At 37.8% G+C, this 16,676-nt stretch carries 8 protein-coding genes; 4 read left to right on the forward strand and 4 right to left on the reverse strand.

Features of this window, described 5'->3' with window-relative positions:
* Positions 1-94 precede the first annotated feature (94 nt).
* Positions 95-565, forward strand: a complete 471-nt coding sequence (locus ACK4R1_RS00920) for a DUF6252 family protein (protein ID WP_409682342.1) — start codon at positions 95-97, stop codon at positions 563-565.
* A 298-nt stretch (positions 566-863) separates the two neighbouring features.
* Here the strand turns inward: ACK4R1_RS00920 and ACK4R1_RS00925 are convergent, their stop codons facing one another.
* From ACK4R1_RS00925 to ACK4R1_RS00935, 3 genes are read right to left on the reverse strand one after another with little or no spacing between them, the layout of a single operon-like run.
* Entirely contained in the window at positions 864-2,732 is a 1,869-nt protein-coding gene (locus tag ACK4R1_RS00925) for an OmpA family protein (RefSeq protein WP_409682345.1), read from the reverse strand.
* A gap of 20 nt (positions 2,733-2,752) precedes the next feature.
* Complete coding sequence (locus ACK4R1_RS00930) at positions 2,753-3,670, reverse strand: type IX secretion system membrane protein PorP/SprF (protein ID WP_409682347.1); 918 nt, start codon at positions 3,668-3,670, stop codon at positions 2,753-2,755.
* A gap of 38 nt (positions 3,671-3,708) precedes the next feature.
* The gene (locus tag ACK4R1_RS00935; RefSeq protein WP_409682350.1) at positions 3,709-10,365 is read right to left on the reverse strand and encodes a choice-of-anchor J domain-containing protein; all 6,657 of its coding nucleotides are present in this window, start codon (positions 10,363-10,365) and stop codon (positions 3,709-3,711) included.
* 188 nt (positions 10,366-10,553) lie between these two features.
* On the opposite strand from ACK4R1_RS00935, the gene hflX reads away from it, so the two are divergent.
* The gene (gene hflX / locus ACK4R1_RS00940; RefSeq protein WP_409682353.1) at positions 10,554-11,774 is read left to right on the forward strand and encodes a GTPase HflX; all 1,221 of its coding nucleotides are present in this window, start codon (positions 10,554-10,556) and stop codon (positions 11,772-11,774) included.
* Between the two features lie 3 nt (positions 11,775-11,777).
* Here the strand turns inward: hflX and ACK4R1_RS00945 are convergent, their stop codons facing one another.
* Complete coding sequence (locus ACK4R1_RS00945; protein WP_409682356.1) at positions 11,778-12,560, reverse strand: THC0290_0291 family protein; 783 nt, start codon at positions 12,558-12,560, stop codon at positions 11,778-11,780.
* Between the two features lie 266 nt (positions 12,561-12,826).
* Here ACK4R1_RS00945 and gdhA point away from each other — a divergent pair, with 266 nt between their 5' ends.
* Positions 12,827-14,170: an NADP-specific glutamate dehydrogenase gene (gene gdhA / locus ACK4R1_RS00950; RefSeq protein ID WP_409682359.1), complete on the forward strand. Its 1,344-nt coding sequence runs from the start codon at positions 12,827-12,829 to the stop codon at positions 14,168-14,170.
* 165 nt (positions 14,171-14,335) lie between these two features.
* Positions 14,336-16,627, forward strand: coding sequence for a two-component regulator propeller domain-containing protein (locus ACK4R1_RS00955; RefSeq protein WP_409682362.1), 2,292 nt, complete (start codon positions 14,336-14,338; stop codon positions 16,625-16,627).
* Positions 16,628-16,676: the final 49 nt, after the last annotated feature.

Raw genomic sequence — 16,676 nt, forward strand, 5'->3', positions numbered from 1 at the left:
AGTGGTTTTTTTAATAAAAAAGACTTCTTATTGTTAAGACTTAGATTATTTACAATACATTTGGAATCAAATTATTAAAAACACTAAATCAATTATGAGAACATTTAAAAAAGCAACAATTCTATTTACATTAGTAGCTTTCAGCGCCATTTTTTTCGGCTGTAGTTCTGACAGTAGTAGCGGTTCATCCTCCAACTTTTACTTAAAATGTAAAGTAAATGGAACATGGGTTGAATTCGCAGATCCAATAGTTATCAATTCATTGTCTAAATCAATCACAGGAAATGATGCAGACACCGGCAAGGTGGTTACCCTATTTACCCCTTTGAATGTGGCTAACGGAACTTTTACCATTACAGATGAACCTTCAAATGTTAATTCCTATAATGGAAGTTATAGCGATTTTAACGAAGACGTTTATACTGACAATGAAACCGGAACAATGGTCATCACTGAAGTAACTGCAGACGTTATTAAAGGGACTTTTTCATTTACAGGCGATGATGGAAACGGCGGTACTATTACTGTAACAGAAGGAAGCTTTAGAGCTGAAAATATTGAGTAATCATTCTTTAAAAATAATTACCGGAAAGCCTGATGCGTAAGTATCGGGTTTTTTTGTTTAAGTAGTTTTGTGTCGCAAATTTAGGAGCGAATGGTTCGGGCATTTTAGGTTTCCCTATTCCCGCTGTCCGTTATACTTCGTGCCACTGCCATCGGGGCTAGTTAGGATCTGTCTTTTGTGAAATCAGTAGTTTACTTCCTAAGTTCGCTTTGCTCATGTGCAATCAGAGCTTCTTACCTTAAAAACAAAAACCCCAAACATTACTGCTTGGGGTTTTCTATTTTTTAGTATTATTTGATTACTTCGTCACAATCAAAAACTCAGAACGTCTGTTTTGAGCGTGTTGTTCTTCTGAGCAGTCTTTGCCGCAATCTACTTTTGGCTCTAACTCACCCATGCCTTTGGCAGAGATTCTGTTGGCCGCAATCCCTTTCGAAATGATGTATTGCGCTGTTGATTTGGCTCTTCTGTCTGAGAGTCTTTCGTTGTATTTGTCAGTTCCACGGTTATCCGTGTGTGATTTGGCTAAGATGACCATTTTCTCATTGTTTTTCATCACCTGAACCAGTTTGTCTAACTCAAAAGCGCCTTCTTGGGTGATGTTGCTCTTGTCGTATTCAAAATAAATTGGTTTCAATACAATTTCGGTATCCGTTACAATCACATCAATTGGTTGTAAGGCGGCTGCTATTTTAGCCGATGGTCCTTTGCTTGGTGTCACAGCAAAAGTATTGCCTTCGTAGCCGTCTTTTGACGCTTGTACTACATAAGGTTTGTCACACTCTACTCGGTATTTTACCTCACCACTAGCGTTTGACTTTTCAGTAGCAATAACATTCTTCTTGTCATCTAAGATGGCAACATTGGCATTTGATAAAATAGCGCCTGTTTTAGCATCGGTTACTACCACCGTTACATCAACACCACAGATTGGGCTCACCACTAAGATATCGTCATTTCCTGAGCGATTACTCGATAAGAAACCTACGTTTTTAGTGCCGTTGAAAGAAAATGCAAAATCGTCTTTCTCGGTATTGATTGGCGTACCTAAATTGGTAGCTTCTCCTCCTGATAAATCAATTTGGAACACATCGTATCCGCCTAAACCTTGTTTACCACTTGAGGCAAAGTACAATGTTTTGTTGTCATCGGCTATAAACGGGAAGCTCTCGTTGCCTTCGGTGTTTACTTTACTGCCTAAATTTTGTGGCTCTCCAAAACTACCATCAGCATTCACGCTTACTTTCCAAATATCATTTCCGCCTAAACCGCCCGGTCTGTTAGAAGAGAAGTACAACGTTTTGCCGTCTCTACTAAGTGATGGATTGCTGCTTGAATAGGTTTTGTCGTTAAAAGGCAGTGCGGTTAACTCACTCCACGAATCGCCATTTTTGGTAGCTTTAAACAAATACACCTGACTGAATCGGGCATTGTTCTTTTTGTCTTTCTCGTAGTCTTTCTCTTTGTAGCTCTCACTGGCAAAGTATGCCGTATTGCCATCGGCTGAGATAGTCACCGGACCATCATGCCATTTTGAGTTTAAAGACGCTACCACACCCGCATTAGTAATAGTGCCATCGGTATTGTAATCGGCTTTGTAAATGTCAAGGAAAGGTTCATCTGTCCAACCGTAGTTTTTTCTGGCACCGTTTCGAGCGCTGGCAAAATACAAACTATTGTCATAAAGCACGGCTCCAAAATCAGACTTGTCGCTGCTTACATCAGATGACTTTACGTTGTACAATTTGGTTTTGTCCAGTAATCTTGGTACGTAATTAGGGTTTTCTTTGAAGGCTTTGGCTCTTTGGTCATTAGGCGCTGCTGCGGCAAACTTTTGCATTTGCTTGTTGGCTTCTTCGTATTTTCCATTGGCTTTTAGCATTTGTGCATAACGATAGTAAGTCTCGGCATCCTGATTGGTCTCCGTGGCTTTAGCATACCATTTTGCAGCTTCTGCCGAGTTGAACATGTTGTAATTGGCATCGGCCAATTGTTTGTACACATAAGGGTCGGCTTTATCATTCTCAACAAGTTTCAGATAGGCTTTAGCAGCATCAACATACTCATATCTTGCGAATAGTTTGTCGGCGGCTTTGGTATCTTTATTTTGTGCCGAAAGCGAGAAACTTAGGGTAACAAAACTTAAGGCTATATATAGATTTTTCATTTTTTAGGTGTCTTTACAGGTTAGAAATATCTTGGTGAACGGGATACTTTTTTCGGGAAGTTCAAATCGAATAACAACATCACCTCGTGAGAAGATGGTGTTACGGTATTCAAATCGGAAACAATGTGGTCATAAGCGTACCCTATTCTTAAACTAGGGGTAATGGCAAAGTTGACCATGGCTCCGAAAGAGTCCTCTAATCTATAAGTGGCGCCTAATTCTAACTTATCATAAAGCATAAAATTGGTCGATACATCAACTGATGTAGGTGCGTTAAGCGAGGATTTAACCATCGCAAAAGGTTTGAATTTTAAATTCGGGTTGATATCAAACACATAACCTCCGGTTAAGAAATAGTGCAATTCTTCTGTTCCGTATTGTCTGCCGTCAAAATCTAAATATTTTGTCTTTAGCATGTTCGGTACCGAGAACGCTACATAGTACTTATCGGTGTAATAGAAAACCCCTGAACCCACGTTTAGGAAGGTTTTGTTAGGATTGCCTCCAGCAAAAACGCCATCATTGATATCAGGTAAGGTTGGATAGATGGTATTGAAATCAATTTTGTGCATGGTTACCCCGGCTTTCATACCAAAAGCCAAGCGGTGTTCGCCACCTAAGTTTAAGGTATAGGAGAAGTCGGCGTAGAAATTGTTCTCTTCCACCGGTCCAATCTTATCGGAGATGACAGAAAGGCCTAATCCAACGTTTCTGCCTACCGGACTGTGGATAAAGAAGGTTCCCGTTGTAGGCGCATCTTCTATCTCAACCCATTGCTTACGATAAAGGAAACCACCGGAAACCGCTTCTTTAGATCCGGCATACGCCGGATTCATCACACTCATGTTGTACATGTACTGAGTGTAATGAGGATCTTGCTGTGCTCTTAACTCTGTTACTGATAAAGCTAATATGGCAATGAAATATAGTTTCTTCATTTTGTCTTATTTTATTTTGAATGCAAATTTTGTTTGTCCTATTGTGCTCTGTTGATATAAATCCAACCTGTTCTTGTTTCACCATTATCTCTTTCAATAACGAAATAATAGGTTCCATCAGGAAGTTCATCACCACCATCAGATTGTCCTTTCCACTGATCAGTATAATTGCCTTTGCTATATACTTTCATTCCATATCTGTTGAAAATCGATAGATTCTTAACATTGAATCCTCTTAAGTCAAATGAATCATTTAATCCATCATTGTTAGCGGAGATACCCTTTTGTATTACACAAGTTATGGCATCTACCACAATAGAACTAGAATTTGGACATCCATTAGAAGTAACCGTAACCGTATAAGTGTCCGGCTGTGTAACTACAATATTTTGTGTAGTTCCTACATTTGCACCTGAACTGTTTTCCCATAAGTAAGTAACTTGACCCTGATTTTCAACAGGTGTTGCGGTTAAAACAAAGTTAACGCCTTCACAGTTACCTGTTAAACCAATTTGAACCGGTGCAGCAATTACAACTTGAGCCGTACTTGAACTAGCCACTCGACAAGTTGGTGCATCAGCACCTATTGAGTAAGTTACCGTATAAGTTCCTGGCGTACTTGGAAGTGTAATTTCACCTGTTGTTCCGTTGATATTTAGTCCAGCTGTTGAAGAATAGACTCCTCCAGAAGTAAAACCAACACCAGTAATAGGAGTAAGATTAGCATCAGTATTACAAACAGGTGATGTATAACTAAAGGTAGTAACAGGAGTAATTACAGGGTTAATTGTAATTTCAAATGTTGAAGCTCCCAATATTTGACAAACTGTTGGACTTGTGTTTGGATTTACAATGTAAGTTACCGTATAAGTCCCAGCTGTTGAATTAGCTAAATTAATTACACCTGTTGACGGATTAATATCTAAGCCAGCAGTTGAAGAGAAAGTACCATTTGTAGTAAATCCGGTTGCCAATATAGGCGTTGGATCTGTTCCATTTTTACAAACCGGTGTTGTATAAGTGAATCCTGTAACAGGAGTAATCACAGGATTAATAACAATGGTAAATGTAGAACTTCCTGCTTGAGTACAAGTCAACGGATCATCTACAACAGCATAAGTAACCACATAAGTAGCTGCTGTTGACCCTGCTAAATTGATAACACCTGTACTTGGATCAATATCCAAACCGGTTGTCGATGTAAAAGTCCCTCCTGTGGTAAACCCTGGCGATGATGTATCAGGAACCGGATTAGTTGTTCCATTTTGACAAACAGGAGTAGTTGGATAACTAAATGTAGTCACTGATGGATTCTGTGGCACTATAGTTAAAGTAACTGTTACCGGTAAAGACAAACATCCTGAAGCCAAATCAAGTACTGTTACAGTATGATCACCAGGCGCAACATTATTGAAAATTGTACTAGATTGGAATGTTCCATTGTCTAAACTATATTGGTATCCTGAAGTCGGGAAAGTATAACTACCAATATTAGTGTAATCCTCAGGATCAGTTGTAGTCCAATCTGCAGCATTCCATGTTGTACTAGGAACAGTTGCTGTATTGTTTCTTCTGTAAGTATAACCCGGTTGGTTTAGTGGCGTAAATGAAACCCCATCTATTCTTCCCCAAATATCTATATCAACATTACTTAATGTAGACAATCTAATGTTATCATCATTATTAACTCCTGTACAAGAAGCAAAAACTAAATTTGGTACAACACCACCTTGATTAGTAGTACTTCCAACAGCTACTACGAATGTACTGTTGTGATTTAAAGTTCCTGATAAAACATTATCACAAGGAGAAGTTACAGTGGTCGAACCATTGTTAAAGGTTCTCAATTTGTAATTACTCAAATCAACTGCAGTACCAGTTCCATTGTAAATCTCAATGTAAGTTAAGGCTCCGGTTGTAGCATCGGTAACTTCTGAAATAAATAAATTAGAAGGCAAGCCACTTGGTGATCCGGTTGGTGATGTCACTTCAATTGTTCCAGTTTGAACGGAACAAGTTGGTTGTGTAACATTGAGCGTAGGAGCTTGAGCTGAATTTATAGTTACTGTAAATGATTTTTCATCCGTACAAATACCATTAGCGGCATAAATATAAACTGTTTGTGTACTCGTTATCGGAACGCTAATATCTAAAGGAGAAACACCGCCTGGCTGTTCAAAATAGCCCCCAACAGTTAAAGCAGGTAATGTATAAGAATTACAAACAGAAACCGGAGCTGGTTGAACAATTACCGGCGAAGCAATAATCTCTACTTGCGCTGTTGGATTACTTAAAGTACAAACACCCGAACCTGGTAAAGAATAGGTAATTGTATAAATTCCTGGAGCACTTAAACTAGGATTAATAGCACCAGTAGTGGTATTGATAAATAATCCTCCATTTGGACTTGCTGAATAAGTCCCTCCTGTTGCTCCAGTAAATATAACGTCCTGAAGTGAAGTAATACTTCTACAATAAGACGGTTCAGAGTAAGCAATAGTAGCTACCGTTGGCTCAGTAATGTTTATTGTGAATGTTTTTACTTTTTCAACACAACTTGCAGTTTGAGCAACAGTGTTAGTAATTATATAATTTCCAGGGGCACTAGCTTGAAGATCAACTTCACCAGTAGCAGTGTTAGCAAAAACTAATCCCGGAACTATTGTTGAAGAGAATACTCCTGCCACAGAACCAGTTGTGATTGTTGCAATTGGATTAGGGGCACCCGGTACTTTACAATAAGAAACAGGAGAATAAGTAAAGAAAGCATCAGGACAACAATTTGTCGTTCCTGCTCCTGGAGTAGTTGCATTTGTTTGTGTTAGGTTAATGTATCCAGCCTGATTAGAAAAGTTGGTAATTAACACTATATAAAATTGTCCCGCAACAGCATTGGCAATATTTAGCGTTTCTGTAGGTGCAGCCGAAAAACTACATCCTGTTTGCTGTGTAACCGGTACACCGATTCCTGGTGGTGCAAATGGAGCTGAACTACCAATAAAATTACATGCAACTTCTTGACTTGTAAATGGTCCCCAAGCAGCATAATCCACATCAAGATTTGGTGTTCCTCCAATAGTTGATGATTGTGTTAATAAGAAATTAATCGGACCAGTAGTTGCCACTTGAATGGTAAAATAAGCTGGATTTGGTGAACTTCCCAAACAACCAATAGTCCCTAAACTTGTCACACCTGTTGTATTGGCATAGTTTGTCAAACTACAAACCGTTGAAGCTGTTGGACAAGTTGATGGAGTCGATATACATAAATTAAATGTTGTTGATTGAGGTGTAGCGGCATTGGAATAAACTCTAATAAAATAAGTATTTCCTACTGTTAAGTTATTCAATACACCCGATAAAGCATTAGCGGCACTACAGAAGAATTGTGTCAAAGTACCACATTGTCCTGAATAAACAGCAAAATTTAAATTTGTACTTGTTCCTACAACATTCTGTAAAGCAACATTTAAATATTGATTTGTTGCAATAAACTGAAACCATACATCATCATCTGCCGTTCCGATACATGGTGCAATAGCTGGGAATGCAGAAGCTGTTGCGCCTGCTATGGATCCCGGAGTAACTTGTTGACAAACTGCTGATCCGTTTACCGGTGCAAAAATTGCTCCATCACAGTTGTCATTTGCTAATAAAGTATTGAAATTAAAGCCATTTGACAATAAACTTTCTCCTTCATCAGGACAATTAGATCTTACATAAAAAGTGTATTGTGTACCAGGATTTAAACCGGTTATTAGAGCTGGATTTGCTGAAACTGTAAAAAACCCAGGGTCAGTTGGAAGTGGTGCCGGTGAACCTAATGGCAATATGATAATATCCCATGAAGTTACCAAAGGATTAGCTTCTGTCCATCCTAAATAGGCAGATGTTGTTGTTATATTAGTAGCTGTTAAGGCAGATGGCTTTGGACAATTAGGCGCTGGTGCACATGAAACACTAGCAATCCACCCAGGATTATTAACAGATGTATCACTTCTAAATCTGAAAGTCAAACAGCCATCAATACCTGATGCTGTAAATGGACCAGGAATAGTTGTTCCCCAATATCCTCCTGCTAATCCTCCAGGCACAAAACCAGGTCCGTTAGTACTGGCAATTTGAGGAGAAGTAATACTTGGTCCGTCAAAAACGTACAAAGCATCCCAATTCGTTTCTGTATTAAAAACGGAGAAAGTTACTGTTACTACCTGTCCTGCTGGAGGACAAATGGTTACTGTTGAATCAGCGCTATTAGGATAGTTAGCATTAGGTCCTCCTGGATCTGTAAAAGTTCCACCACAAGCTGGTGGAGCCACTTGAGTAGTGAAAGTTGCAGGACCGGTCCAAGGACTAATATCATTACCAGCACATACTGCTCTTACATATACATCATAACATGTTGTTGGAGATAATCCAGTAAGAGTGTAAGGGCTACCAGTAGTTACATCAATAAATCCTGTAGAAGCTGCTGTTGGAGCTGGAGAACCGCAAGGTAAAGCCAATACTTGCCATGCTGTTTCTGTATTCCCATTAACCCAAGTTATTGTTGCAGAAGTAGACAATACATTAGATGAACTAACCAAAGTTGGTTCCGGACATGTAGGTAAATCTTCGATAATCACATTATCAATATATAATCTCCAACCATCTAAACCTCCCGCAGGAACATGCCATCCGATGTTAACTGGACCTGTAATCCCAGCCAAACTCACGATTCTTTGCACATAAGTAATGTTATTATATGAAGCAAGAGGAATTAAAGTAGTAGTGAAATCAGCCGGAGTTGGTCCATTAGTAGATAACATTACTCTAAAATCATTCGGTTCACCTGTAGATTGAACTCTATAATGAAACTTCAATCGTTGGTTTCCAGTCAAAACAATTTGTGGAGAAATTAACCAATCATTATTTGCTCCAGCGTTAAAATCTGTATTGATTGCCGCAACTTGATTTCCTTCAAAAGGATTAACTGCATAGTTCATATCCCATGCATCCGCATCGTTATTTAAATTCAATACTGTCCAGCAACTTTCTGTTGGTGAACCTGAGTTAAATCCTTCTTGGAACGGCACAGGGAATGTAGCACATAAAGTATTAAACACAAATGGACCTGCCCATGCACTAAATGTACCATTACCACAATCTGATCTTACATAGAATCTATAAGCAGTATTCACTGTTAAGTCAATTACTGGATTAATAGTGTTACTGCTGGTTTGTATTCCAGCGCCTGCTGGTATAGGAGCCGCCACTGGTTGAACATCATACTCCCACGAAGTAGCACCTCCAGGATTAGCCCATGTTAAATTTGCAGAGGTCTGTGTTAAATTATTTACTGCCAAAGTTGTTGGTGGCGGACAGTTTACAGCTTGAATTGTAAGCGTATAGCCTGTAGTTTGTGGAGCAGCCCATGTTGAAATCACAAAATAATAAGTTGACCCAGCCGTAACCGGCAAATCAAAAGTCCTTACGGTTGTACCGGCATTTGCAACACCTGCTAAACAGTTAACACCTATATTGGCACAACTAGCATAAGCAAAAATTCCGGAGAAAGTTGCTGTTGGTGTCATTGTAACATTAATAACACCTGTTGTAGCTGCAGTATAAGAATACACTACATCGTTTCCATTCAAATAAGCATTGGCGGAACCACATCCAGCAGCACCACCAGGTGTACCCTCTAACGGGGCAGCATCGCCATAATTAGCAGTATTATCTGTTGTATTGTAGGGCAATGCAGAAATCACTATTGGAGCAGCACAGCTAAATCCGGGTGAAGTAGTTGAGAAATTAAATGGACCAACCCAATTACTGTTGGCACCATTAGAACATCTTGCCCTTACATAATATTTGTAGGCCGTACTAGGCGTAAATAATGTTCCAGTTGCAGTAGCTGTAGCTACAAATGGCAAAAATCCATTGTAAATAACTCCAACTCCTGTAGGAGTTCCGGCTACCGGTAAAACTTCAATCTCCCAAGAAGTAGCCCCACTTGGATTTGCCCAACTTAAATTAGCCGAAGTCTGTGTAATTCCTCCGGCAGCTAATGTTGTTGGATCTAAACACTGTTCAAGAACACTAACATTGTCAACCAACCAACGATCACCTGAACCAGCCACACCAGCTACTTGCTGATTGTGAACCTTAACAAAGGAAATGTAAATTTGATTGTTGTGATAGATAGCAGGAATATTGACAACTTTCTCTTCGTAAATATTAAAAGTTGTTGTTAAATCAGCTTCTGTCCATTGTTGGATTACGGTATAAGCAGCTGGATTCGTTTGCGAGGCCGAAGAAGGAGCTACTCTAATTTGGTAAATAGTTCCTTGATTTCCTGACGCAAATGAACGCGTAAAGAAACGCAATTGACCATTACTTGGTATATTTACTAATGGAGTTGCTAAGAAATCCTCAGAGATGTCTCCAATATTCATGGTTTCTCTGTTGATGTAAGCTGCATTTGTACCTGCATAAACAATCGGTGGGTCAGCAACAGTATTGTTAATCCCCCATCGTTGTCCAGTTCCTACGCCGTTATCAAAAACAGCCCAGTTCCCCGTTGCTAATGTCCAGTTGGTTCCTACATCCGGACCTGTTGTTGACTCAAATCCTTCAACTGTTACCGGTGTAAACTGAGAATATCCGGATATAGTGAAAAATGTCAACAAAATTAATAATGTAATTTTCTTCATAAAATGAAAATTTAGTTGTTATTGAGTTTTTTTTGGATTTTGAGTTCCAAATTTAGTAAAAATTATGAAAAAAATAACATTTATATTTTTTTTGGCAAAATAATCGAACTTAGCATTATGATTTGGTAAAGAAAATGTAACGAAACTTAAATATCTTATCACTATTTTTGTATTTCAAATGGTACCTAATGTTAGAAAAAGAAATAATAAATTTTGAGCGAACAGTAATAGTTGGAATTATCACTCAAAATCAAAGTGAAGAAAAGTTAAATGAATATCTAGATGAATTAGAATTCCTAACATTTACTGCTGGCGGAGAAGTAATCAAACGATTTTCTCAAAAATTAGAGAGACCTAATCCAAAAACTTTTTTGGGAACTGGGAAAATGGAAGAAATAAATCATTTTATCAAGGAAAATAATATCTCTACCGTAATCTTTGACGACGAGTTATCGCCTTCTCAACAAAAAAACATCTCTAAAATTTTAGACTGCAAAATATTAGACCGAACCAATTTAATTCTGGATATTTTTGCACAGAGAGCAGAAACTTCCTATGCCAGAACACAAGTAGAACTAGCCCAATGCCAATACTTATTACCACGCTTATCAGGAATGTGGACACACTTAGAGCGTCAAAAAGGAGGTATCGGACTACGTGGTCCGGGAGAGACGGAAATTGAAACTGACCGAAGGATTGTTCGCGACAGAATCGCATTACTAAAAGACAAAATCAAAACCATCGACAAACAAATGTCGGTTCAAAGAAGTAATCGAGGCGCTATGGTACGTGTAGCCTTAGTTGGTTATACTAATGTTGGAAAATCAACACTAATGAATGTCATCAGCAAAAGTGAAGTTTTTGTGGAAAATAAGCTATTTGCAACGCTTGACACCACTGTTCGTAAAGTAGTAATTAAAAACTTGCCTTTTTTACTGTCTGATACCGTTGGATTTATCAGAAAATTGCCTACTCAATTGGTAGAATCATTCAAGAGCACACTTGATGAAGTTCGTGAAGCCGACTTATTATTACACGTGGTCGATATTTCACACCCCGATTTTGAAGAACACATCAATTCAGTTAATCAAATCTTACAAGACATTAAAAGCAATGACAAACCAACCATAATGGTTTTTAATAAAATTGATGCTTACCAACACCTCGTTATTGATGCAGATGATTTAATGACTGAAAAGACAACCAAACACAATACACTTGATGAATGGAAAACTACTTGGATGAGTACTGTTGGGGCAAAAAATGCCTTATTTATCTCAGCAACTAATAAAGAAAATTTCGAAGAGTTCAGAGAAAGGGTTTATGAAGCGGTAAGAGAAATTCACATTACGCGTTTCCCTTACAATAAATTTTTATATCCTGATTATAAAGACGCGGTAGAAGAGTAAATTTTATTGCAAGTAATAAATATAACCAAAATTCAGCCAAACATTCCAGTCGTTAGCTCTGTTTTCAATGTAAACGGCCGGATCAGGATTTACCCCATCAACCCAATTAGAGAAATAATACTGCCAACGCAAATCTATCATTAAATCAGAAAGCTCTGTTAGTTTATAACGGGTTCCAATGCTTCCTACTATCGACCAAACTGTTCCTCCTTGGTTGGTTGTAGCGTTGTAATATTTTATTGGTGTGGATATTGGAGTATTCATAGGACCGAGAGTTGAATATACCTCAGGATCATAAAAACTAAATTGACCTCCTAAACTAATGAATGGCGCCCAAGCTCCAATAGTAGATGAAAAATCTCTAATGCTTAAAGGAAAATACTCCAACTGCATTCCAACATTAGTTACAGCAGTACTTCCTCTCATAGCCCTTAACTGATCTGCAAATAATGAAGTCCTACTTTTATCAACCCATTTACCAAAATGTTGCAATTCAGTCTTATTATAAGACAATTCACTTCTCAATTTAAAGTGGTCATTAAAATAAGTTTCCGGTGTGTAACAGTTACATTCCGCTTTGTAAGAAAAATTTAAATAGTGAATGATTCCTATTCCATATCCTGTATTTCCTGCATTGGTAGCAAAATTATAACGCTCACCATAATCAGATTGAAAAGCAACCGGACCAACAATAGCGCCTATTTCGTGGGAAAAACCAAATTGAGCAAAAATGCTATTTGAAAATGCAAATAACAGTAGCGTGGTTATGATAAATTTTTTGGGCATTTGCATTACTAATTAGTTCAATTCTCGACAAATATATAAAAACATCATTCAGTTATAAAAAAAAATAAAAATTTGTTGTCATATATACGAAAAAAAGCAATAAAAGTTTTAAAACGCAACATTTATTACAATCTTCTTTAAAATTCCTTAACATAAACATAAAAATTCTGAGAATTTAAAAAAAATCACACCCATATTTTTAATAAAATGTATATTTGTGCGATTTTACGAAAACGTTTTCTTAAAAAATTTTAACAGTATATTTTATGTCACAAAGTATCAACGATTTTATCGAATTGGTTGCTAAAAGAAACAGCAATGAGCCTGAATTCATGCAAGCAGTAAAAGAAGTTGCAGAAACTGTAATTCCTTTTATTGAACAAAATAAAAAATACCAAAACAAAATGCTTTTGGAAAGAATGGTTGAACCGGAAAGAGTAATCATGTTCCGTGTAACTTGGACAGATGATGCCGGAAATACTCAAGTAAACCGTGGTTACAGAATCCAAATGAACTCTGCTATCGGACCATACAAAGGCGGAATTCGTTTTCATCCATCAGTAAATTTAAGCATCCTAAAATTCTTAGCTTTTGAACAAACCTTCAAAAACAGCTTAACTACATTGCCAATGGGCGGTGGAAAAGGTGGTGCCGATTTTGATCCAAAAGGAAAATCAGACAACGAAATCATGAGATTCTGTCAATCGTTTATGACGGAATTGTCTAAACATATCGGCGCTGATACTGACGTTCCTGCGGGAGACATCGGTGTTGGTGGAAGAGAAGTAGGTTATATGTTCGGTCAATACAAAAGATTAAGAAACGAATTCACCGGCGTTTTAACCGGAAAAGGAATTTCTTTCGGAGGTTCATTAATCCGTCCTGAAGCTACAGGTTATGGCGATGTATACTTCGCTCAAAACATGTTGGCTACCAAAGGTGATAGTTTTACCGGAAAAACCGTAGTGGTTTCTGGTTCTGGAAACGTAGCACAATATGCCATCCAAAAAGCTACTCAATTGGGAGGAAAAGTAGTTACAGCATCTGATTCTTCAGGTTATATCCTAGATGCTGACGGAATTGATGCTGAAAAATTAGCTTACATCATGGAAATCAAAAACGTAAACTACGGAAGAATTTCTGATTATGTTGCCAAATATCCTAATGCCAAATTCATAGCCGGAAAACGTCCATGGGAAGTAAAATGTGATATCGCTTTACCATGTGCTACTCAAAACGAATTAAATGGTGACGAAGCAAAAACATTAGTAGCCAACGGATGTATTTGTGTAGCTGAAGGTGCTAACATGCCTTCTACTCCTGAAGCTATTGAAGTATTTTTAAAGGCTAAAATTCTTTTCGCGCCAGGAAAAGCATCTAATGCAGGTGGCGTAGCGACTTCAGGTCTTGAAATGTCACAAAACTCTTTGCGTTTGAGCTGGACTTCTGAAGAAGTAGACCAACGCTTAAAAGACATTATGGCTAATATTCACGCAGCATGTGTAAAATATGGTACTGATGCCAATGGCTATACAGATTATGTAAAAGGCGCCAATGTTGCCGGTTTCGTAAAAGTTGCTGATGCTATGTTAGCCCAAGGAATAGTATAATATAGAATACAACCAACCCGAAGCCTAGCCAACTAGATGCTTTAGCTGAACAGGCCGCAAAAAACCTTAAAAATGCTCTCACTACTGAGAGCGTTTTTTTTACCAAAAATACCAAAACGATAATTTTTGCGTTTATAGTATATTTGTAGGCCAAACTCTTTTCAAATGAAAAATTGCTTATTCTGGTTATTAATTTGCTTTTCCCAAATTGGTTTGTCACAGCAAAACCAAAATTGGAAAGGCTATTTTTCATATAATCAAGTCAAAGACCTCTCTGAATCTGCTAATAAAATATATGTCGCTGCCGAAAATGCCTTGTTTATCAAAAACAACATTTCAAATAATGTTCAAACGATTAATTCAATTGATGGCCTTTCAGGTCAAACCATATCAGCGATTTATCACAGCGATAATTTCAACAAAACCATAGTCGGATATGAAAACGGATTGATGATTGTTATCAATGATGCTGATGGAAGTATGTTAAACGTTGTGGATATTATCAACAAAAACATTCCTGCCAACATAAAAAAGATAAACCATTTTATGGAACACAACGGAATTGTTTATGTTTCTTGTGACTTTGGCATTGTGCAATACAAACTGGCGACTTTAGAATTTGGCGACACTTATTTTATTGGCCCTAACGGGGAAGAAATAAAAGTATACCAAACCACAATACATAATGACGAAATTTTTGCCGTTACCCAATCTCACGGTATCCGAAAAGCAGCCATCAACAATCCAAACTTGAATGATTTTGCCCAATGGATTTTATTTGATGGAGGATTTTGGAACGGAATTGCAACCTTTAACAACCAACTTATTGGGTTAAACACAAACAACAGGATATATAAATTCAATGGGTTTTTCTTCGAAGAATTTAGCATAATAGGACAAGCCGGTAAAGATATTAGAGCAACCGAAAATTATTTGATAGTTACTTCAGCTAATCATGTTTTTATTTTCAATACCGCTTTGGGACAAATTATTCATTTACAAAGTACACAAGTCACAACAGCTTCAGTAATCTTTACCTGCGCAACAGTTATCAATGGAAACATCTACATTGGAACTGCTGAAAATGGTCTTTTGTCATCATCGATAACTTCTCCAACCAATTTCGAATTTATAATGCCTAATGGGCCAATCAAAAACAACATGTTTGCTATCAATAGCAGCTCTACCAATTTGTGGGCTGTTTATGGCGGATATGACATTTCATATAACCCTTATTTGTATGTCGGCTTCGACTTAACAGAGTTCGGAATCAGCAAGTTCAATCAAAATGGTTGGCTAAACATTCCTTACAGTGACGTTTTAGGTGCAAAATCTATATCCAAAATAGCCATCAATCCCAATAATGAAAACCAAGTTTATGCAAGCTCTTACCATAGCGGCCTGCTAAAACTGGAAAATGACATCCCAACAACGCTATACAACCAAACCAACAGCGGATTAGAATCATTAGTTGACGGTGCCAATATAAGTGTGCGAATCAACGGAACTGCATTTGACCGTCAAGGAAATCTTTGGGTAACCAATAGCAAAATTAAAAACGGATTAAAGGTACTAAGAACAAGTGGTCAATGGCAATCCTACAATATGGATGATATTTTTGACAATTATGTCGCCAGCAATTTAAACAAAATTGTAATAGACAACAGCGGAACCAAATGGATGGCTTCTTCCCTTGACGGCGTCATAGCCTTCAACGAAAACACCAATATTTTTAAAAAAATCACTGATGGGGTTGATTTAGGCAATCTTCCTTCTAAAGATGTTCGAGCCATTGCTATAGACAACCGCAATCAATTATGGATCGGAACCAATAAAGGCCTTCGCGTATTGCCAAGCACAAGCAGTTATAACGGTACAGACCAGATGAAAGCCAATGCTATTATTATTTTAGAAGAGGATTTGGCACAAGAACTTTTATTTGAACAATTCATCACAGACATTGCAGTAAACGGTTCCAATCAAAAATGGATTTCTACTGCAGATTCAGGCGTTTTTCTCTTTTCTCCAAACGGACAAGAAACCATTCATCATTTTACCAAAGACAATTCACCATTACCTAGTAATGTGGTCAACGACGTTGAAATCAATGCCGAAACCGGGGAGGTTTTCTTTGCAACAGATAAAGGCTTGGTCTCATTTCAAGGCACTTCTACCAAACCGGCGGACAGTTTAAAAGACGTTTATGTCTACCCAAATCCGGTTCGCCCTAACTTCGTTGGAACCGTTAAAATTGCCGGCTTAATTTCAAAAGCCAATATCAAAATCACCGACATTGAAGGCAGTTTAGTTCACGAAACTACTTCTGAAGGCGGAACCGTTGAATGGGACACAACCGCTTTTGGCAAATATAAAGTCGCGTCTGGTGTTTATATGATTTTCATCGCTGCGGAAGACGCATCGGAAACCGCCGTTAAAAAAGTAATGATCATCAGATAAATTACGAATTATGAATTACGAGTTATTAATTCGTAATTCGTAATTCTAA

Origin of the sequence: Flavobacterium sp., assembly GCF_046293665.1 — a bacterium.
Taxonomy (GTDB): domain Bacteria; phylum Bacteroidota; class Bacteroidia; order Flavobacteriales; family Flavobacteriaceae; genus Flavobacterium.

Bases quoted from the DNA above. Each gene is read 5' to 3' on its own strand.
- ACK4R1_RS00925 (WP_409682345.1), bottom strand. From the start codon at position 2,732: ATGAAAAATCTATATATAGCCTTAAGTTTTGTTACCCTAAGTTTCTCG.
- ACK4R1_RS00935 (WP_409682350.1), bottom strand. From the start codon at position 10,365: ATGAAGAAAATTACATTATTAATTTTGTTGACATTTTTCACTATATCC.
- gdhA (WP_409682359.1), top strand. From the start codon at position 12,827: ATGTCACAAAGTATCAACGATTTTATCGAATTGGTTGCTAAAAGAAAC.
- ACK4R1_RS00930 (WP_409682347.1), bottom strand. From the start codon at position 3,670: ATGAAGAAACTATATTTCATTGCCATATTAGCTTTATCAGTAACAGAG.
- ACK4R1_RS00920 (WP_409682342.1), top strand. From the start codon at position 95: ATGAGAACATTTAAAAAAGCAACAATTCTATTTACATTAGTAGCTTTC.
- ACK4R1_RS00955 (WP_409682362.1), top strand. From the start codon at position 14,336: ATGAAAAATTGCTTATTCTGGTTATTAATTTGCTTTTCCCAAATTGGT.
- hflX (WP_409682353.1), top strand. From the start codon at position 10,554: ATGTTAGAAAAAGAAATAATAAATTTTGAGCGAACAGTAATAGTTGGA.
- ACK4R1_RS00945 (WP_409682356.1), bottom strand. From the start codon at position 12,560: ATGCCCAAAAAATTTATCATAACCACGCTACTGTTATTTGCATTTTCA.